The organism is Synechococcus sp. BSA11S, assembly GCF_014224355.1.
Taxonomy (GTDB): Bacteria; Cyanobacteriota; Cyanobacteriia; order PCC-6307; family Cyanobiaceae; genus Regnicoccus_A.
In genome coordinates this window covers 62,301-80,964 of record NZ_VNWP01000006.1, presented here as the reverse complement: position 1 = coordinate 80,964, position 18,664 = coordinate 62,301, and the positions used below count along the sequence as shown (strand labels likewise).

Sequence of the window (18,664 nt, the reverse complement as noted above, 5' to 3'; positions counted from 1 at the left end):
AGTTGATTCCAGGGGCCAGACTGTGGGAAGCGCAGTTCTCACTTCGGCGCAACTTCTGCATGGCGTCCCCACCGCAGCCCTTCCGTCACTGGGTGATCGGGGACGTCCATGGCTGCGCCACAGCTTTCCAGGATCTGATCAGCAGACTTCCGGACACCGACCGTCTGCTCTTTTGCGGCGATCTGATCAACCGCGGACCACAGATCGAGCGCACCATGCAGCTGGCCTGGGGGCTGGTGCAGGAGGGTCGAGCTGTCTGGCTGAGAGGAAACCACGAGCAGAGCCTGCTCAGGGCACTCACCCGCCAGCGCGGTGTCGCTGATCCGGCCCTGGCAGGGTGCGACACCTACCGACAGCTCGGCAGCCGCCAGTGCCGTCTGTGGCGGGAACGCCTCGACAGCCTTCCCCTGGCCTACTGGGGCAGGGGGTGGGTGGCGACCCATGCCGGCTTCGATCCCTCCAGCTGGCTGCCCGACCTCTCCATCCGTCAGACCTTCTGGAGCCAGTACGACGGCCGCTTCGGGGATGTGGTGATCGGCCACACTCCCGTGGCACGGGTGGAGCGCAGCGCCAACGGCATCGTCAAGATCGACACGGGCGCCTGCTATGGGGGTCGGTTGACCGCCTACTGCCCGGAAACCACCGAGCAGCGCAGCGTGCCCGGCCTGCGCAGCATCTCACCCCAGCTTCCGGCCCCGGGGCTGATCTGTTCGTCCGAGCCCGTGGCCGGGTCCCGCTGACAGCGACCCGATGCTGACGGTGTATCGCAGCAACAGGGCCGACCTGCTCGCCCAGCTGCTGGGAGAGCACCTGCTTCAGACGCCCCCCGACCCCTTCGAGACGGTGTCTGTGGTGGTGAACACCTGGCCCACCAGTCGCTGGCTGGGAGAGCAACTGGCCCTGAAGCTGGGCGGCATCGCCGCCAACATCCGCTTCCCCTTTCCCGGCAGCCATCTGCGCGCCCTCGTCCAGCACCTCCTGGAGGAGGAGGGTGAGGGCAGCGATCCCTGGCGGGCCACCGACCTGGTCTGGCCGGTGCTCGAGTTGCTGCCACAGTTGGTGGAGGTCCCCGAAGCCGCCCCGCTGCGACGCTGGCTGGAGTGCCGCGACGAGGGGGGCGAACTGGATGCCCCCCTCTGGCAACTGGCACGGGCGATCGCCGATGCCCTCGACGACATCAGCCTGTACAGGCCCGCCATGGCTCAGGCCTGGTGGCAGGGCGGCTCTGGGGACAGCCTCGGAGATCCTCTGCCTGAGGCACTGCGCTGGCAGCCCCTTCTGGTCCAGCTGTTGCGTGATCGACTGCAGCGGAAGCCCTTCGGGCTGAGGATGCTGGAGCTGATCGAGCAGTTGCGTCAGGGCCGGATCAGCGGCGTGGGGATTTCCGCCCCCCTTCGCCTGTTCGGACTCAGCAGCGCCCCGCCGGTGCAGGTGCAGCTGCTCCAGGCCCTGGCCCTGGTGGTGCCGGTGGAGATCTACCTGCTCACCCCCTGTGCCGACCTCTGGCAGCGCTGCATCGAACGGCGCCGCGAGCTCCAGGACGCCCTGGCCCTGGAGCAACCCTTCGGCCTTGACTGGTTGCTGAAGACCCCGGGGCTCGAGGCGCGTTTCGGCCGCCTCGGAGGTGAGTACCAGCAGTTGCTGGAGGGCACCGGGGAGTGGCAGCTGGGCAGCGCAGAGGAACGTGATCTGTTCCTGTTGCCGGCCACGGCGGCGGCCGCTGCCCAGCGGAGAGCGAGCCTGCTGGAGCAGATCCAGGAGCAACTCGCCCAGCCAGCGGCGCAGCAGCCCCTGCAGCGGGCAGCGGATGACCACTCCCTGGAGTTCCACCCCTGCCCGGGGACACTGCGGCAGGTGCAGATCGTGCGGGATCGCCTGCTGCAGCTGCTGGCGGCAGACCCCAGCCTCGAGCCGCGCCACATCCTGGTCATGACTCCCCAGGTGGACCGGCTGGCGCCCCTGCTGGCCTCGGTCTTCTCCGACAGCGACGCCACCGGGGTGGAGCTGCCCTGGCGGCTCACCGACCGCAGCCAGCTCGATGACACCGGCATCGCCCAGACCCTGCTCCAGCTGCTGCGCCTGGCGGGTGAGCGCCTCACCGCCTCAGGCCTGGAAGGGCTGCTCGAGAGCACAGCTCTGCAGAAGCACCACGATCTGGAACCAGAGGAGGCCGCCGCCATCACCAGGGCGCTGCAGGCCAGTGGCTTCCGCTGGGGGCTGGATGGGGGCGAGCGCGGCGGCCTCGAGCAGCACACCCTGAGCTGGGCGATCGATCGCCTGCTGCTGGGCCTGGTGCTCCCCGATCAGCCCGGGCTGGCCATCGGCGACTGCGCGCCCTATCCCCTGGTCGGCACACCCGAGAGCCAGGGGCGCTGGATCCGGCTGCTCACCGGCCTCAGGCAGGCCCTGGGCCAGCTGCGCCGCAGCCGCACCGCCCACGACTGGGCCCCCTGCCTCCGGGCCCTGCTCGAGGACCTTTTCGGCGATGGCGGCGAGCGGGCCTGGGAACTGCCGACGATTCACCAGGCCATCGCCGACTGGAGCGAGGGGGCCTCCGGCTGCTCGCTGAGGATCCCGGCCATGGTGGTGGCGGCGGTGCTGCAGGAGCGGCTGTCAGCCGACAGCGGCCGCTTCGGTCACCGCAGCGGCGCCCTGACGATCAGCGCCCTCGAGCCGATGCGGGCCATCCCCTACCGGGTGATCGTGCTGATGGGCCTGGACGCGGAGGTGTTCCCACGCCGGCGGCAGCGACCCAGCTTCCATCCGATGGAGCACCAACGCCTGCTGGGCGATCCCGACCCGGCCGACCAGGACCGCTACGTGCTGCTGGAAGCTCTGCTCTCCGCCCGTGATCATCTGCTGATCTGCTGGAGCAGCCGGGATGAGCGCAGGGGCGACCCCCTCCCGCCGCCGGCACCGGTACGCCAGTGGCTGGATCAGCTGCATGCCGATCTCGGCAGCGAGGGGTTCGATGGGCTGCAGATGGTGCACCCGGTGAACCCGCTGGATCGGCGCAATTTTCTGGCTGCGGAGCACCGGCCGGCCCCCAGCTGCGACCAACGGCTGCAGCAGGCCCGCCAGCGCCTCGACGATCCGGCCTTGGCGGCACAACCGATTCAACCCCTGGCCCTGCGTGAACCACCCGAGCCGTCACAGGCGCTCGAGAACGATCCCGGCAGCGATCCATTCGATGATCTGCGCCGCTGGCTGATGGCGCCCCAGGACAGCTGGCTGCGGCAGCTGGGCCTGCGGCCAAGGGAGTGGGCCGACCCGGTGGAGGACCTCGAACCCCTCAGCCTCGATGAGCGGCAGCGCTCCCGACTGTTGCGCGACCAGCTGGCCCGCGGCGGCCACGACCCCACGCCACCCGACTGGTCCCGGATCTGGCGGGGCCGGGGCCTTGCCCCTCCCCTGACGGCGGGCGAGCTGGAGGGGGAGGCCCTCGGCCGGCGCTGGTCGTCGCTTCAGCTGCTGCTGACTCAGCTGGGGGAACCTCGCCGCCAGCTCCATCGCTGGCAGCCCGGCCCCCTCGACCACCCCCTGGAGGCGGAGCTCGACTGGCGCGGCGATCAACTGGTCCTGGTTCACACCGCCCAGGCACGCACCCCCCACCGGCTCGATCTCTGGCTGCGGCTCTTGCTGGCGACGGCCAGCGGTCATCCTCCCCGGCAGGGGATCCTGATCGCCCGCGAAAAGGACTGTTTCGTGGTGGTGCAGGGGCTGCAGGCCATCGGGGCGGAGGCCGCCACCGAGCAGCTGCAGCAGTTGCTGAGCTGGCGGCAAAGCCATCGCCACCACTGCTGGCCGGTGCCCCCTGAAACCGGCTGGGCCTACGCCGAGGCCGAACACAAGCGTCCCGGCGATGGAGCCGGCAAGGCTCTCCAGCGCTGGGAAGGAGTTCCTCCCTGGACGGACGGGGAACGACTGCAGGAAGCGATGGCCCTCAGCTTCGGCCGCGACTGCCCGGGAGAATCCCTGCTGCGTGGCGATTTCGGGGCGTTCTCCTCCCTGGCACTGGCCCTGCATGAACCGCTGCTGGAGCAGCAGCTGAAGCCATGACCAGCGCCAGCGCCACAGCCCAGCCGGCGGAGCTGGCGGCCAACGGTCTGCCGCTGGATCCCGGGGTGCACCTGATCGAGGCCAGTGCCGGAACCGGCAAGACCTTCACCCTCGCCCATCTGGTGCTGCGGCTGGTGGGGGAGCGGCAGCTGTCCCTGCGATCCCTGCTGGTGGTCACCTTCACCAATGCCGCGGCCGCCGAACTCAGGGATCGGATCGGCCGGAGGCTGCAGCAGGCCCAGCTGCTGCTCCAGGCCCCTGATCCGGCCGGCCACGAGGGGCTCGATCAGGAGCTGAGGGAGTGGCTGGCGCAGGTTCCGGCCGAGGGGCAGGAGCGTCTGCGCGCCCAGCTGCTGCTGGCGCTGGAGGAGCTGGGCTCCGCCGACATCACCACGATCCACGGGTTCTGCCACCGCAGCCTGCAGCGCCAGGCCCTGGAGGCGGGCCTGACTCCGGAGCTGGAGCTGGAGAACGACGGGGCGCTGCTGCAGGAGCAGGTGGTCCACGACTACTGGCAGCAGCAGGTGCTGCCCCTGCCGGCCCACGCCCTCAAGGGACTGATCGGCCGGGGGGTGCGGATTTCGGCGCTCAAGACGCTGCTGGCGATGCTCGAGGGAGATCCGACCCTGGCCAGCCCGGAGCTGCCGGAGGGCTGGGACCCCGAGAGCCCCCTGCCGCCCCAGTGGCTGAGCCAGTGGGAGGCTGACTGGCGCCGTTTTCAGGCCCTCTGGGACCAGCGGGGCGAGGCCTTGGAGCAGGCCCTCTGCGCCGCGGCGAGCGAGCGCAAGCAGGCCGGAATCAAGAGCAAGGGCTCCTACAGCGCCAAGCCCCGCCTCAAACGCGCCCAGCAGCTGGGCACCTGGCTGCAGGCTCAGCCGTGTCCGGGCTCCTACGCCGAGCTGCTGGAGGACAGGACCAGCTGGATTCCCGACTACTTCCATCCGGGACCGGTCAGCGAGGCGGCGGCCGCGCTGGAGGGTCCGCGGCCACGGCTGCCCGAACGCCCGTTGCTGGAGGCCGCGGCTGCCCTGGTGGACGGTGCGGCCGAGTCGGTACTGAGCCATTTCTGCCACTGGGGCCGGGCCGAGCTGGCACGGCGACGTCAGCGGGGAGGCCGCATGAGCTACGGAGACCTGCTGCTTGGCCTGGATCCCGGCGACGACGGGACCCTCCGGCCTGGCCTGATCGAAGCCATCTCCCAGCGCTACGGGGCGGCACTGATCGATGAGTTCCAGGACACCGATCCCCTCCAGTGGCGCATCCTCCACCAGGCTTTCGCAGCTCCACGGGCCCGGCCTCGGCAGCTGCTGGTGCTGGTGGGAGATCCCAAACAGGCCATCTACCGCTTCCGGGGAGGTGATCTCGACACCTACCGCACGGCCAGCAGGAGCGCCGCCGCCAACCACCGACTCACGCGCAACTTCCGCTCCTCGCCAGCCCTGCTCGACGCGATCAACCGCCTGCTCAGCCCGGGCCTCCCCCGCTCGGCGCTGTCGGTGTCCCCCCTGCGGGCCGCCCGCCCCAGCGGGTGCGAGGCCCTGATCCTCCCTGCGGGGGAGCATCCCCTGCAACTGCTCTGGCTGGGGGGCGACCGTTCTGCTGGTGAGCCCCCCCCCAGCCGCGGCGCAATGGAAAAGCGCGTGAGTGATCGGACGGCGGCCCTGGTGCTTGATCTGCTGCTGCGCGGATGGCGGGTGGCTGAAGGTGAGGGGAGCCGGCCCCTGGAGCCCTCCGACATCTGTCTGCTGGTGGACCGGCACCAGCAGGCCGAGGACCTGCGCAGGAGCCTGGAGCGGCGTGGCCTGGCCAGCCGCCTGCTCAGCCAGGGGGATGTGTTCGCCGGAGAGGGGGCCACCCTGCTGCAGCGGTTGCTCGATGCCCTCGCCGAACCGGGCAGCGGAGCGCGGCTGCGGCTGCTGGCCGCCTCCCCCCTGCTGGGCTGGAGTCCCCAGCAGCTGGAGAGCACCGGCAGCCAGGAGTGGGATCACCTCTCCGGCCAGCTGGCCCGCCTCGCCGAGCGCCTGCCCGGCGACGGACTGCTCGCCACCCTGGGGCGGCTGCTGCGCAGCGACCAGCTGGCCCGTCTCTCCCTGAACGGGCGCTGGCTGGCTGACCTGCAGCAATGCGCCGAACTGGTGCAGGAGCGACTGCACCAGCAGCAGCTCGGGGCCGCCGCCATCGCCGACTGGTTGCGGCGGCGGCGGCTGCACCCACCCGAAACGGTGCCGGAGAACCACCAGCCCCACAGTGATGCGGTGACCTCCGCAGTGGGGGTTGTCACGGTTCACCGCAGCAAGGGTCTCGAATTCCCCGTGGTGATCTGTCCCTACTTCTGGCAGGGGGTGGGCAGCGCCAGCCGTCGGGGCTCCAAGGCCCCAGGACGCCGCTGGACCCCCACGAACGTCGGCCAGCCCCAGCTGGATGTCCATCTCGATCAGCGCTGGGGACCTGGTCAGGAGGCGGCCGAGCAGGAGCAGGCCGCCCTGGCGGCGGAGCGGGAACGGCTGGCCTACGTGGCGCTCACCCGCGCCCGGGAGCTGCTGGTGCTCGGTTTCGGTCCGGCGAAGGGCCAGGGCAGCAATCCCCTGATCCCCTGGCTGTTCAGCGACCGCCCCCTGCCGCCCCTGGGACAGGACGACGACCTCTACGACGATCACTCCGACCAGCAGTGGCTCGAGCAGCTCGAGGGGGAGATCCAGCGGCGCTCCCTGCCGATCACCCTGATCAGCGGCGCTGCCGAGCAGCCGGCCGAACTGCGCTGGAAGCCCCCGGCGGCCTCCGGGAACCTGCGCACCGGCCCCGTGCCCAGCTGGTCTCTGTTCTCGGGCTGGGGTCGCAGCAGCTACTCCAGCTGGACCCAGGCCGCCCATGGGGAGTCCCTGGCCCCGGAAGCCATCGAGGAGGGGCGCGAAACCGATGCCATCGATCGCCCAGGAAGCGATCGCACCCGCAGCGATGACGACGACCGGCGCGATCAAGGACATGCCCCCATCAACCCGGATCGGGGGAACGGCCCCCTGGCAGCGTTCCCGCGCGGTGCCGGTGCCGGTGATTGCCTGCACCGCATCCTGGAGCGGGTTGACCACCGCCTGCCCGGTGACCACCCAGCCCATCTCGAGCTGGTGGAGGGGGAGCTGGAGCGTGCTGGGCTGGCGCCGGAGCACGTCCCGGCCACCCTCCGGTTTCTCGAGCAGCTCCGCCACACCCCCCTGGGAGGCCCCCTGGGCGACGTGCGTCTGGCTGATCTGGATCCCCGGCGGCAGCTGCGCGAGATGTCCTTCGATCTCCCCCTGGCCCTGGACTCAGGTGCTTCCGCAGGAGAGGCGCTGGTGAGGGCCCAGGGTCTGGCCCAGGTGTTCAGCCGACACCCGGAAGGGAGTTTCACCGGGGCCTATGCCAAGCGTCTGGCGGGGCTGGGGGTGGCCAGCCGCGGCTTTCTCACCGGTTCGATCGATCTGGTCTTCACCGCCCCGGGGGCTGACGGACGGGAGCGCTGGTGGGTGGCCGACTGGAAAAGCAACTGGCTGGGGCTGAGCGATCCCCAGGGCCGGCCGATCTCCTGTGGGCCCACCGACTACGGGCGAGCCGCCATGGCGGCTGTGATGGAGAGCCACCATTACCCGCTGCAGGCTCATCTCTATCTGGTGGCCCTGCACCGCTACCTGGGCTGGCGCCTGCCGGGCTACAGCGCCGAACGCGATCTCGGCGGCTATGTCTACATCTTCCTGCGGGGCGTCCCCGGTGCCATCTGCCCACCACCCGGCCTGACGATGGCGGAGCTCTCGGTGCCCGGAGTGTTCGTGGAAGAGGCCCCCCTGGGGAGGCTTGAAGCCCTCGATGCTCTGCTGCGGGAGGGTCAGCCATGACACCACACCAGCTCCCCTTCACCCCCCTGGGACCTGCCCTGGCAGAAGCCCTGCCCAGGCTCTACGGCCTGAAGGCCGATCCCCTGCTGGAAGAGCTGATCCAAGCCCTGAGCGCAGCTCTGGTGCGAGGAGACCTGCAGCTGCCGCTGGACGGCCCTGCCCCCGAGGGCATTGAGAGCCCCGAGCACTGGCCTGAGGGCCACCGCCAGGCCCTGGTGCGTTGCGGTTGGATCCAGCGACCGGAGCAGACGTCGGCACCGGAGGAAGACTGCCCCTCACCGGTTGTGCTCAACGAACGGGGCGTGGGCTGGCGACGCTGGCTGATGGTGCTGGAGGCCACCATGGCCCAGCTGGAGCAACGGGCCAGAGGTGCCGTGCAGCCCCCGTTGAGCCTCGAGAGCCGGCAGGCCGCCTCTGAGCGGGCCAGGCGGCGGGGCACCCTGGACCCCCGTCAGCAGGCGGCCGTGGAGGCCCTGCTCAGCCAGGGGCTGGTGTTGCTCGGCGGAGGACCCGGCACCGGCAAGACCAGCACCGTCGTGCAGATGCTGGCCGCCGTGCTGGAGGAGCGTCCGGCCTGGCGGATTCACCTGGCGGCGCCCACAGGCAAGGCCGCCGCTCGCCTGCGCCAGGCGATCACCGTGGCTGGCTCCAGCCTGCCGCGGCCCCTGCGCTTGCAGCTGGCCGCCATCCCCTGCACCACCCTGCATCGTCTGCTGGAAAGCCGCGGGGACGGATTCGGGCGCAACCGGGAGCAGCCGCTGACGCTGGATCTGCTGGTGGTGGATGAGGTGTCGATGCTGGATCTCCCCCTGATGGCCGCCCTGCTGGAGGCCCTTCCCGCGGCAGCCCAGCTGCTGCTGGTGGGAGATCCCGAACAATTGGCTCCGGTGGGACCCGGGGCGGTGCTGCAGGAACTCCAGGCCCCGGCCCGGCGCGCATCCCTGGGCAACGCCGCGATCGAGCTGACCACCGCCTACCGCAATGACGGGGCCCTTGCCCTTGCGGCCGAGCGGCTGCGGCGGGGTGACGGCCCAGGATTTCTGCAGGGTCTCAGCCAGCTGGGAGGCTCAGACAACCTCAGCTGGTGGCGCTCCGCTTCAGGCCAGAGGCCCACTGCGCTGCTCAAGCGGCTGCAGGCCCATCAGGCGCAGCTTTCTGAGCTGGCCTGCCGCTGGACCCCCGGCCAGCACGAGCTGGCGGGGGAGCTGCTGGAGTGTCTTGAGCGTTGCGTGGTGCTGGCCCCCACCCGTCGTGGGCCCTGGGGGGTGGAGAGGCTGAACCAGCAGCTTCTGGGAGCCGACTGGAGCCGGGGACCAGGCGGATGGCCTCCTGGAACGCCGGTGCTCTGCCAGCGCAACCTGCCGGAGCAGGGGCTGGCCAATGGTGACGTGGGGGTGGTGGTGAAAGCTGACGGTGAGCGCAGGCTGCTGTTCTGGGGAAGCCAGGAACCTGGTGACGACAGCAGTGAGGGCATGGCCGGATCGCGTCTGGTTCATCCCAGCCGGATGGCCGCTGCCGAGGCGGCCTTTGCGATCACGATCCACAAATCCCAGGGAAGCCAGTACCAAGAGGTGCTGGTGCTGATGCCGGAAAGCGAGAGCCGCTGGGACCGGCGGCTGCTCTACACGGCCCTCACCAGGGCCCGGCAGGAGGCCGTGCTGATCACCCCCGAAGGCCAGGGGTGGCTGCCCGTCTGAGGGCAGCCGAGCCAGCCGAGCCGGTTCAGCGGATGAACAGCATCTCCTGGTAAGTGGGCAGCGGCCAGGCCTTGTCATCGACCAGGGTCTCCAGGCCATCTACGGCCTCCCGGATCTTGTGCATCAGCGGCAGCAGGCCGTCGGCGCAATGCCGCATGTGGGCGGCAGAACCGTGGGGGGCACTGGCCAGGGCCGACTCAAGCGCCGTGCAGTTGGCCAGGAGTTCCTGGTTGAGAGTGGCGATGCGTCCGGCCATCGCACGATCGGGGGGAAGGCCCAGATCTTCCTGATAGCGCAGGGAATTGGCCAGATCTCCGAGGTACTGCATCACCGCGGGATACACCTGGGTGCGGGCGATCTGAAGGGCCAGCTTGGCCTCGACCTCGACGGCCAGCACGTATTGCTCGGCGTAGACCTCAAAGCGGCTCTGAAGTTCCACCGGTGTGAGCACACCCATCCGGGCGAAGAGGTCCTTGACGGAGTCGCGCTCCAGCACCAGCAGGGCATCGGCGGTGGTCGGCAGGTTCTCCAGTCCTCGCTCGTTGACAGCCATCTGGTGCCATTCGCTGGAGTAGCCGTCGCCGCCGAAGACGACGTTGCCGTGGGCTTCCATGATGGCCTTCAGCACCGAGGCGGCAGCCGATTCCAGCGACTCCCCGGCCCCCATCTTGGCCTCCAGTTCGTTGCACATGTACTCGAGTGAATCGGCCAGAATCGTGTTCATGGCCACGAGCGGCCCAGCCACCGACTGATTCGAGCCCACGGCCCTGAATTCGAAACGGTTGCCGGTGAAGGCGAAGGGGGAGGTGCGGTTGCGGTCGCCGGGATCCTTGGGGAATTCCGGCAGGGTGTCGACACCCAGTTGCATCAGGCCACCGTGGTCGGTGCTGCCGAGATTCCCGTCCTTGATCATCGTGTAGACCTCCTGCAGCTGGCTGCCGAGGTAGACCGAGATGATCGCCGGAGGTGCTTCATTGGCGCCCAGGCGGTGATCATTGCCAGCCGTGGCCACCACGGCACGCAGCAGCGGGCCATAGAGGTGGGCACCGCGGATCACGGCCCCGCAGAACAGCAGGAACTGCATGTTCTCCTCGGGGCTGCTGCCGGGATCCAGCAGGTTGCCCTGGGTGGAGTTGCCCACCGACCAGTTCACGTGCTTGCCGGAACCGTTGATGCCCTCAAAGGGCTTCTCGTGCAGCAGGCAGTTCATGCCATGCTTTCGCGCCGTGTTCTTGAGCAGCGTCATCGTCAGCTGCTGGTGGTCGGTGGCCACGTTGGCCGCCTCGAAGAAGGGAGCGATCTCGAACTGACCGGGGGCCACTTCGTTGTGGCGGGTCTTGGCGGGAATACCCAGCCTGTACATCTGCTGCTCCACGTCCTGCATGAAGACCTGGACCCGCTGGGGGATGGCGCCGAAGTAGTGGTCGTCGAATTGCTGACCCTTGGCAGACGGATTGCCGAACAGGGTGCGGCCCGAGAGCAACAGGTCGGGGCGGAGGCTCACGAAGGCGCTGTCCACCAGGAAATACTCCTGTTCAGCGCCACAGCTGGAGTTGACCGGAGCCACATCGGAGTTGCCCAGCAGCTTGAGCAGACGCTGAGCCTGTTTGTTCATGGCTGCGTTGGAGCGCAGCAGCGGGGTCTTCTTGTCGAGGGCCTCGCCAGTCCATGACACGAAGACCGTGGGGATGCAGAGGGTGACGCCATTGGGCGTCGCCATCAGGTAGGCAGGGCTGGTGATATCCCAGGCGGTGTACCCGCGGGCCTCGAAGGTGGAGCGGATGCCGCCGTTGGGGAAGGAAGAGCCGTCAGGCTCCCCCTGCACAAGAACTTTGCCGGTGAACTCACAGATGGCGGAGCCGTCACTCTGGGTGGAGATGAAACCGTCGTGCTTCTCAGCGGTGGAGTTGGTGAGGGGGTAGAAAACGTGGGCGTAATACAGAGCGCCGCGGCTCACGGCCCAGTCCTTCATTGCCTGAGCCACCACATTGGCAACCGAGACATCAAGCTTGCCGCCGTCCTTGATGGTTTTCTGGATTGACTTGAAGATCTCCTTTGGCAAGGACGACTTCATCTTGGAGAGATTGAAGACGTCAACTGCCCAGATGTCCTGCAGGGGTGCCGCAGGGGCGGTCGCCGCCGCCGGTCGTTGCTGGGTGCGCTGAATGGCGTCGAGACGCGGGGAGCTGGGCATTGAAGACCGTGTGTCTGGAAACACATCCAAGTAGGCAGCCTTGCCCCGGGATGAAGCGGTTGCTACAGAGAAGCCGTGCAGCCTGCACACTGGATCGGTGCCGATGGCACCGCCGAGCTGGCGTCCCCTCCGCCATGGGACAGACTGGACCTGTCCCCAGCTCGGTCCCCATGATCCGTTACTACCTCCTGCTGCCGGACCCCAAGGGAGGAGAACCCACCCTCGGCCGGATGATGGACGACCGCAGCGAGGCCTGCTTCGACGCCAGCAGCACTCCCCCCACCTGGCAGGGTTGCACCAACCAGATCCAGCGCCGCCTTCACGCCCACGACAAGATCGCCGAGATCAGCCAGGCCCGGGCCCAGGCCTGGAAGCCAGCCGCCTTTGTCTGAGGGCGCAGGGCCGCCAGCCCGGATGGCAGAACCCCGCGGGCGACCCGAGCTCCGTTGCGAGCGCCCGTGGGGCTGGTTCGAAATCCTCTCCAGCGGTCCCGGCTATCTGATCAAGCGGCTCTGGCTCCATCCAGGCGGCCGCATCAGCCTGCAGCGGCACCGCCACCGCAGCGAACTCTGGGTGGTCGTGGAGGGTGACGGCCTGCTGGAGTGCCGGGGCGAGCGGCTGAGGGCTTTCCCTGGCAGCACTCTGAGCATCCCCACTCTGGCGATCCATCGGGCCAGTGCCGGAACACGGGGACTGATGATCCTGGAAGTGCAGCGTGGCGAGGAACTCAGCGACAACGACATCGAACGGTTCGAGGATGCCTACGGACGACTGGGCTGATGACCAGGCCTTGGGGCCTGGATGTGTTCGGGTGCTAAGATTTCTATTCCCCCTTTGATAAAGGGCAAGGCAGTCTTTCTTCAGGCCCTGTGGCCGCGAGATACGGGTACCTGCCGGCCTGCGTTGAAGGAATTCCCAGGCCAAGGCCCCATCAACTCATCGTGACCCAGCCCAACGCGAGCGAGAGCTTTGCGTGCTCCATCGACTTGAGCGCCCATCCCGCCCATCTTCCATTTCATCCCACCGCGAGCGATCCCATCACCACCACCCCTTCCATCCAGCCCAGCAACTCCACCCTCTCCAGCCGTGTCGATCTGAGTGCCCTCGAAGGGCCAGAGTCAACGGCTGGTGAAGCCAGCGGCGACCTCACGGCCATTGCCGTCGAATCCACTCTGATCGGGCCGCTTGATGAGCAGCCTCAAGGAGCTCTAGAGGAGCCTGCCGGTGGATTTGCGGGGTTCGGGCTTGGGGCTGAGATCCTCGGCGCTGTGGCGGATTGCGGCTACAGCGATCCTTCACCCATTCAGAAGGCCGCCATACCCGAGCTGATGCTCGGTCGCGATCTGGTGGGCCAGGCCCAGACCGGCACCGGCAAGACCGCGGCCTTTGCCCTGCCCCTCCTGGCTCGCCTCGATCCCCAGCAGCGCACCCCCCAGGTGCTGGTTCTCACCCCCACCCGCGAACTGGCGCTCCAGGTGGCCGAAGCCTTCAACGGCTATGCAGCCAAGCTTCCCCAGGTGCGGGTGTTGCCCATCTACGGCGGCGCCGACTTCCGAGACCAGATCATTCGCCTCAAGCGGGGCGTTCAGATCGTTGTGGGCACCCCCGGCAGGGTGATGGACCACATGCGCCAGGGCACCCTCGATCTCTCCGCTCTTCGCTGCCTTGTTCTCGATGAGGCCGATGAGATGTTGCGCATGGGCTTCATCGACGACGTGGAGTGGGTGCTGGAGCAACTGCCGGAACAGCGGCAGGTGGTGCTCTTCTCCGCCACCATGCCTGCGGAGATCCGCCGACTGTCCCGCAAGTATCTGCAGAACCCGGCTGAGGTCACCATCCAGCAGAAGGGTGCTGAGAACAGCACGATCCGTCAGCGCCACCTGGTGGTGCACGGTGGCCAGAAACTGGAAGCCCTCACCCGTGTGCTCGAAGCCGAGAGCAGCGAGGGTGTGATCATCTTCGCCCGCACCAAAGCCATCACCCTCACCGTTTCGGAAGCCCTGGAACAACAGGGCTACGACGTGGCGGTGCTCAACGGGGATGTGCCCCAGAACCAGCGGGAACGCACCGTGGAGCGGTTGCGCAGCGGTCAGGTGAATGTGCTGGTGGCCACGGACGTGGCCGCCCGCGGGCTGGATGTGGAGCGGATCACCCTGGTGATCAATTACGACATCCCCTTCGACAGCGAAGCCTATGTGCACCGCATCGGCCGCACGGGCAGGGCCGGCCGTCAGGGTGACGCGATCCTCTTTCTCACCCCCCGGGAAAGACGTTTCCTCGGCGGACTGGAACGGGCCGTCGGCAAACCCATCAGCCCGATGGAGGTGCCCACCAATGCCGACATCAACCAGAGTCGCCTCGATCGCCTGCGGGAACGGCTCACCACCTTGGTGGGGACCCCTCGCTCCAATGAACAGGAACTGGCCCTTCTCAGCGAAATCCTGCAGCGGGTCGGCAGCGAGATCAGCGCCACCCCCGAGCAACTGGCCCTCGCCGCCCTGCAACTGGCCGTCGGCGACAGGCCCCTGCTGATTCAAGGGCCAGAGACCTGGCGCCAAACTTCCCCCAGCCGGGACCGCCAGCGCGGCAGCGATGACGACCGTCGCAGTGATCCCCGTGGGGGCTCCTCCCGCAGTGGTTCCAGCCGCCTGGAAGCCTCCTCACCTCCGGAGGCCGACATGGAACGGTTCCGGATCGAGGTGGGCTGGCAGGACCGGGTCAAGCCCGGCAACATCGTCGGTGCCATCGCCAATGAAGCAGGACTGAACGGCCGCAGCATCGGGCGCATCCAGATCTTCGACACGCACAGCACCGTGGATCTTCCCAGTGGGATGCCCGAAGATGTGTTCAATGCGCTGCGGCGGCTGCGGGTGATGAACAAGGAGCTCCAGATCACCCGCCACAAGTCCTGAGTCAGCCCTGCAATTCAATCCGGCGTCTCTCCTATTCCATGTCAGCTCTTCACAGCACAGCGGCCAGCGCTCAACGGACCAAGTCCGCTTCGACCACTGTGCTGCTGTTGCCCCTGGCCACCCTTGCTCTGGCAGGCCTGGCGGAGCTGACCATGGCCGGGGCCGTGGAAGCAGAAGCCACCGTGATGGCCTCTGCTTCCACCAGCCAGCGTGATCAGCAGGTCAGCAAGCTCTGTCTCGCCACCGTCAGCGCGGCCTTCCAGGCAGCCCGCAAGGCCCTGCCCCCGGGCCTCGGAACTTTCGCCTGCTCCTGCTTTCTCGATGAGGTGAACCAGGGCGCTGGGCTGGATGTGGCCCAGACCACCTGCCGTCAGCGCACCATGGCCCACTACAGCCTCTGAGCTCAGGCGCACAGGCTGGTGACATCATCGGTGCCGACCACACTCAGCTGAGTGACGGAGAGGGTTTCGATGGCGGCAATCAGGCTTGGTTGAGCTTCTGGAGTTTCACAGACGACAAGGGTCTGGAGGAGATCAAAACGATCCTGGGCGGCGAGTTCACCATCGTCACACCAGTCCAGGCTCCAGGGAACGGGGGCAGGCATTGCTTCGGGATCACTTAAGTCTTGGTTTCATGACATTGGAGCACCCTGCTCAGACGCCCTCTTTTCTTTGGATTTCCTTCCACTCCACTTCATGCTTCGCCATCAACGCCGGGACGATTCAGGCCCGCCAGAACGACGCTGGGGTGCAGGCCAAAAACGGTGTCCCAGGGCACAGCGCCAAGACGATGCCAGCGAGACCTGTGGACATCCTGTAAAATTGATCCGATTCCAGGCTCCAAGGCTCCCATCGATCAGCTCCAAAGGACCCGCTCCAGACGGGCAGTCCTTGAGGAACCCCAAGCATTCACGAATCAGTTCCAGGTTCCCTTCAAGGAATGACTATTTACGTTGGCAATCTCTCCTTCCAGGCCGAACGGGAGGATTTGCTTGATCTTTTCGGCCAGTACGGCGAAGTCCGTCAATGCAGCCTGCCTCTTGATCGCGAAACCGGCCGCAAGCGTGGCTTCGCCTTCGTGGAGCTCACCGACGACGCTTCAGAGCAGAAGGCGATCGACGATCTCCAGGATGTGGAGTGGATGGGTCGCATGATTCGGGTCAACAAAGCCAGTCCCCGTGAGCGCAGCGGCGGTGGTCAGCGTGGCGGCGGTGGCGGCTACGGAGGCGGTGGTGGTGGCGGCTACGGAGGTGGCGGCCGCTGGTGACCCTTCAGCGCAGACCCGCCTCGGGCTTCGGCTGATCGGGTGGTGTTCAGACTGAAGGCGAACTGCCTGATTCCATGACCCACCCGCGCAACCGCTCCCCGATCAGCCGGCTGCTGAAGGCCCTGAGGCCCCACCGCCGTCTGGTCTGGCTGGCCTCGGTCTGCTCAGTGCTGAACAAACTGTTCGATCTGGCCCCGCCCGTGCTGATCGGCCTGGCGGTGGATGTGGTGGTCCGCCAGCAGACCTCCTGGCTGGCGGACCTGGGGCTGCGAACGGTCCCCTCCCAGCTCACCGCCCTGGCGGTCGCTTCCTTTCTGATCTGGAGCGCCGAGTCCCTGTTCGAGTACCTCTATGGGGTGCTCTGGCGCAACCTCGCCCAGACCATGCAGCACGAGCTCAGGCTCGAGGCTTACGGCCACTTGCAGCAGCTCGAGATGGCCTTCTTCGAGGCCGGAAGCACTGGCCGCCTGATGGCCATTCTCAACGACGACATCAACCAGCTGGAGCGTTTTCTTGACCACGGTGCCAATGAACTGCTGCAACTGACCACCACTGTGCTGGCGGTGGGGAGTGTGATGGCGGCCCTCTCCCCCGATGTGGCAGGCGCAGCCTTTCTCCCCATTCCAGTGATCCTCTGGGGCTCGATTCTGTTTCAGAAGCGGCTGGCTCCCCGTTACCGGGAGGTGCGTGAACGTGCCGGTGATCTCAACAGCAGCCTATCGAACAACCTCGGCGGCATGCTGACGATCAAGAGCTATGCCGCCGAAGCCTGGGAACTGGAGCGGATCAGCCACCAGAGTGAGGCCTACCGCAGCAGCAACAGGCGGGCCATCCGTGTCTCCGCCGCCTTCATTCCCCTGATCCGTTTTGCCATCCTCTTCGCCTTTCTGGCGATCCTGGTGGTCGGTGGACTGCAGGCCTGGCGGGGCACCATCGCCGTGGGCACCTACAGCTTCCTGGTGTTCATCACCCAGCGGCTGCTCTGGCCCCTCACCACCCTGGGACGCACACTCGACGACTTTCAGCGGGCCATGGCCTCCAGCAACCGGGTGCTCGACCTGCTCGAAACACCGATCGCGATCCCAGGCGGCGATCGCCCGCTGCCCCTGGCAGGGGTGCGCGGCGCGCTGGAGTTCCGCTCCGTGGGCTTCGGCTACCAGGGACGCGAGCCGCTGCTGGTCGACTTCTCCCTGTCGGTTCCAGCCGGACACACGGTGGGCCTGGTGGGCGCCACCGGCTCCGGCAAAAGCACCCTGGTCAAGCTGCTCTTGAGGCTCTACGCGGTGCAGCAGGGCGAGATCCTGCTCGACGGCCAGCCGATCCAGGAGCTTCAGCTGGGCGACCTTCGCCACGCCATCGGCCTCGTGAGCCAGGAGGTGTTCCTCTTTCACGGCACCGTGGCCGAGAACATCGCCTACGGGAGCTTCGCCGCCAGCCCTACCGCCATCGCAAGGGCTGCGGCCCTGGCCGAAGCGAGCGTGTTCATCGAGGCCCTTCCCCTGGGCTACGACACCGTTGTGGGGGAACGGGGGCAGCGGCTCTCGGGCGGCCAACGCCAGCGCATCGCCCTGGCCAGGGCGATTCTCAAGAACCCTCCCGTGCTGATCCTCGATGAAGCCACCGCTGCCGTCGACAACGAAACAGAAGCCGCCATCCAGCGCTCGCTCGAGCAGATCACGGCCGAGCGCACCACCCTGGTGATCGCCCACCGGCTCAGCACGGTGCGCCACGCCGACCGGATCGTGGTGATGGAGCAGGGCCGCATCGTGGAGCAGGGCCGTCACGACGACCTGCTGCGCGAAGGAGGGGCCTACGCCCGGCTCTGGAGGGTTCAGGCCGGCCTGCGCGAAAACGAGGCACTCCTGGCCTGAATGCTCCACCATGGATCCACAGTGATTCCAGGTCCCCAGCGGCGGCGGGCCCTCGCCCATGGCCCAGACATCCGGTCCCTTCGAGCTGCCGCCCCTGGCCAGGCAGGACCTCCTGGAGCTGCCCATCAGCAGGCTTCAGCCCACCCAGCTGTGCCTCGGACTGGCGGAGGTGCGCTCCAGAGCCCGGGATTTCAGCATGGAAACGGCGGCGGAACGGCGCCGTTATCTGCGCACCCGGCCGGTTCCGGTGGCCGTGAGCAGTGCCGGGGAGCACTGGATGATCGACCGTCATCACCGGCTGAGGGCTCTGCTGGACGTGGATGCCGATGCCACGGCGTTCTGTGCGGTGGTGCTGGTGCTCTCCGGTGCCAGTCGCACCCACTGCCTTGAAGAGCTGAACCGCCGCGGCTGGCTGTATCTGCGCGATGCCGGCGGCCGGGGGCCCCACCCGCCGGAGCGCCTGCCCATGGACCTGGCCGGCCTGGAGGACGATCCCTTCCGCAGCCTGGTCTGGAAGCTGAAGCAGGAGGGTCTGATCCGCGCCCAACCCCAGGTGCCCTTCCTGGAGTTTCACTGGGGCAGCTGGTTGCGTCGCCAGGACCTGCCGGCCTTCAACTCGATGGATCTGGACCCCGCATTGCCCGAGGCCAGACGCCTGGTGCGCGCCCGGGGCGGGCAGGGCGGCCCGCCGCCCCCCTGAACGCGGGCCGGCAGCCACAGCCCGGGTCCAGCAGGGGAACTGGACCATTGCCACCCAGGGACAATGGGATCTGGACGGTGTGGATGAAATAAGGTTTCA

At 67.8% G+C, this 18,664-nt stretch carries 13 protein-coding genes; 11 read left to right on the top strand and 2 right to left on the bottom strand.

The window, feature by feature from the left end; genetic code table 11:
- Window positions 1-59 precede the first annotated feature (59 nt).
- Genes FPZ61_RS07315 through FPZ61_RS07300 form a run of 4 tightly spaced genes read left to right on the top strand, consistent with a single transcriptional unit; the run spans window position 60 to window position 9,622 of the window.
- Window positions 60-740 (top strand): metallophosphoesterase, encoded by a 681-nt coding sequence (locus tag FPZ61_RS07315; protein ID WP_185465470.1) that lies wholly within the window; start codon window positions 60-62, stop codon window positions 738-740.
- 10 nt (window positions 741-750) lie between these two features.
- Window positions 751-4,059, top strand: coding sequence for an exodeoxyribonuclease V subunit gamma (locus FPZ61_RS07310; RefSeq protein WP_185465469.1), 3,309 nt, complete (start codon window positions 751-753; stop codon window positions 4,057-4,059).
- Window positions 4,056-7,925, top strand: a complete 3,870-nt coding sequence (locus FPZ61_RS07305; protein ID WP_185465468.1) for a UvrD-helicase domain-containing protein — start codon at window positions 4,056-4,058, stop codon at window positions 7,923-7,925. Before FPZ61_RS07310 ends, FPZ61_RS07305 begins: the two co-directional genes overlap by 4 nt.
- The gene (locus FPZ61_RS07300) at window positions 7,922-9,622 is read left to right on the top strand and encodes an AAA family ATPase (RefSeq protein ID WP_185465467.1); all 1,701 of its coding nucleotides are present in this window, start codon (window positions 7,922-7,924) and stop codon (window positions 9,620-9,622) included. Before FPZ61_RS07305 ends, FPZ61_RS07300 begins: the two co-directional genes overlap by 4 nt.
- A 25-nt stretch (window positions 9,623-9,647) precedes the next feature.
- Here FPZ61_RS07300 and FPZ61_RS07295 read toward each other — a convergent pair whose 3' ends face one another.
- Entirely contained in the window at window positions 9,648-11,816 is a 2,169-nt protein-coding gene (locus tag FPZ61_RS07295; RefSeq protein WP_185465466.1) for a glutamine synthetase III, read from the bottom strand.
- Window positions 11,817-11,986: 170 nt separating this feature from the next.
- Between FPZ61_RS07295 and FPZ61_RS07290 the strand changes: the two genes are divergently transcribed.
- The 4 genes from FPZ61_RS07290 (at window position 11,987) to FPZ61_RS07275 (ending at window position 15,129) form a co-directional block, all read left to right on the top strand.
- The gene (locus FPZ61_RS07290) at window positions 11,987-12,208 is read left to right on the top strand and encodes a hypothetical protein (protein WP_185474789.1); all 222 of its coding nucleotides are present in this window, start codon (window positions 11,987-11,989) and stop codon (window positions 12,206-12,208) included.
- Between the two features lie 22 nt (window positions 12,209-12,230).
- On the top strand, window positions 12,231-12,596 hold the full coding sequence (locus FPZ61_RS07285) for a phosphomannose isomerase type II C-terminal cupin domain (RefSeq protein WP_185465464.1): 366 nt from the start codon (window positions 12,231-12,233) through the stop codon (window positions 12,594-12,596).
- Between the two features lie 275 nt (window positions 12,597-12,871).
- Window positions 12,872-14,728: a DEAD/DEAH box helicase gene (locus tag FPZ61_RS07280; protein WP_370593399.1), complete on the top strand. Its 1,857-nt coding sequence runs from the start codon at window positions 12,872-12,874 to the stop codon at window positions 14,726-14,728.
- 38 nt (window positions 14,729-14,766) lie between these two features.
- Complete coding sequence (locus FPZ61_RS07275; protein WP_185465462.1) at window positions 14,767-15,129, top strand: hypothetical protein; 363 nt, start codon at window positions 14,767-14,769, stop codon at window positions 15,127-15,129.
- 2 nt (window positions 15,130-15,131) lie between these two features.
- On the opposite strand, the gene FPZ61_RS07270 is transcribed toward FPZ61_RS07275, so the two are convergent.
- Window positions 15,132-15,332: a hypothetical protein gene (locus FPZ61_RS07270; protein WP_185465461.1), complete on the bottom strand. Its 201-nt coding sequence runs from the start codon at window positions 15,330-15,332 to the stop codon at window positions 15,132-15,134.
- 335 nt (window positions 15,333-15,667) lie between these two features.
- On the opposite strand from FPZ61_RS07270, the gene FPZ61_RS07265 reads away from it, so the two are divergent.
- From FPZ61_RS07265 to FPZ61_RS07255, 3 genes are all read left to right on the top strand, one after another.
- Window positions 15,668-15,994 (top strand): RNA-binding protein, encoded by a 327-nt coding sequence (locus FPZ61_RS07265; RefSeq protein WP_185465460.1) that lies wholly within the window; start codon window positions 15,668-15,670, stop codon window positions 15,992-15,994.
- 74 nt (window positions 15,995-16,068) lie between these two features.
- Window positions 16,069-17,865 (top strand): ABC transporter ATP-binding protein, encoded by a 1,797-nt coding sequence (locus FPZ61_RS07260; RefSeq protein WP_185465459.1) that lies wholly within the window; start codon window positions 16,069-16,071, stop codon window positions 17,863-17,865.
- Between the two features lie 58 nt (window positions 17,866-17,923).
- Window positions 17,924-18,565 carry a ParB-like protein gene (locus tag FPZ61_RS07255; RefSeq protein WP_185465458.1) on the top strand — a complete coding sequence of 214 codons (642 nt, stop codon included), beginning with the start codon at window positions 17,924-17,926 and terminating at the stop codon, window positions 18,563-18,565.
- Window positions 18,566-18,664 lie beyond the last annotated feature (99 nt).

Excerpts from the sequence above, each read along its gene's own strand:
- FPZ61_RS07315 (WP_185465470.1), top strand. The coding sequence starts at position 60 with ATGGCGTCCCCACCGCAGCCCTTCCGTCACTGGGTGATCGGGGACGTC.
- FPZ61_RS07310 (WP_185465469.1), top strand. The coding sequence starts at position 751 with ATGCTGACGGTGTATCGCAGCAACAGGGCCGACCTGCTCGCCCAGCTG.
- FPZ61_RS07305 (WP_185465468.1), top strand. The coding sequence starts at position 4,056 with ATGACCAGCGCCAGCGCCACAGCCCAGCCGGCGGAGCTGGCGGCCAAC.
- FPZ61_RS07300 (WP_185465467.1), top strand. The coding sequence starts at position 7,922 with ATGACACCACACCAGCTCCCCTTCACCCCCCTGGGACCTGCCCTGGCA.
- FPZ61_RS07295 (WP_185465466.1), bottom strand. The coding sequence starts at position 11,816 with ATGCCCAGCTCCCCGCGTCTCGACGCCATTCAGCGCACCCAGCAACGA.
- FPZ61_RS07290 (WP_185474789.1), top strand. The coding sequence starts at position 11,987 with ATGATCCGTTACTACCTCCTGCTGCCGGACCCCAAGGGAGGAGAACCC.
- FPZ61_RS07285 (WP_185465464.1), top strand. The coding sequence starts at position 12,231 with ATGGCAGAACCCCGCGGGCGACCCGAGCTCCGTTGCGAGCGCCCGTGG.
- FPZ61_RS07275 (WP_185465462.1), top strand. The coding sequence starts at position 14,767 with ATGTCAGCTCTTCACAGCACAGCGGCCAGCGCTCAACGGACCAAGTCC.
- FPZ61_RS07270 (WP_185465461.1), bottom strand. The coding sequence starts at position 15,332 with ATGCCTGCCCCCGTTCCCTGGAGCCTGGACTGGTGTGACGATGGTGAA.
- FPZ61_RS07265 (WP_185465460.1), top strand. The coding sequence starts at position 15,668 with ATGACTATTTACGTTGGCAATCTCTCCTTCCAGGCCGAACGGGAGGAT.
- FPZ61_RS07260 (WP_185465459.1), top strand. The coding sequence starts at position 16,069 with ATGACCCACCCGCGCAACCGCTCCCCGATCAGCCGGCTGCTGAAGGCC.
- FPZ61_RS07255 (WP_185465458.1), top strand. The coding sequence starts at position 17,924 with ATGGCCCAGACATCCGGTCCCTTCGAGCTGCCGCCCCTGGCCAGGCAG.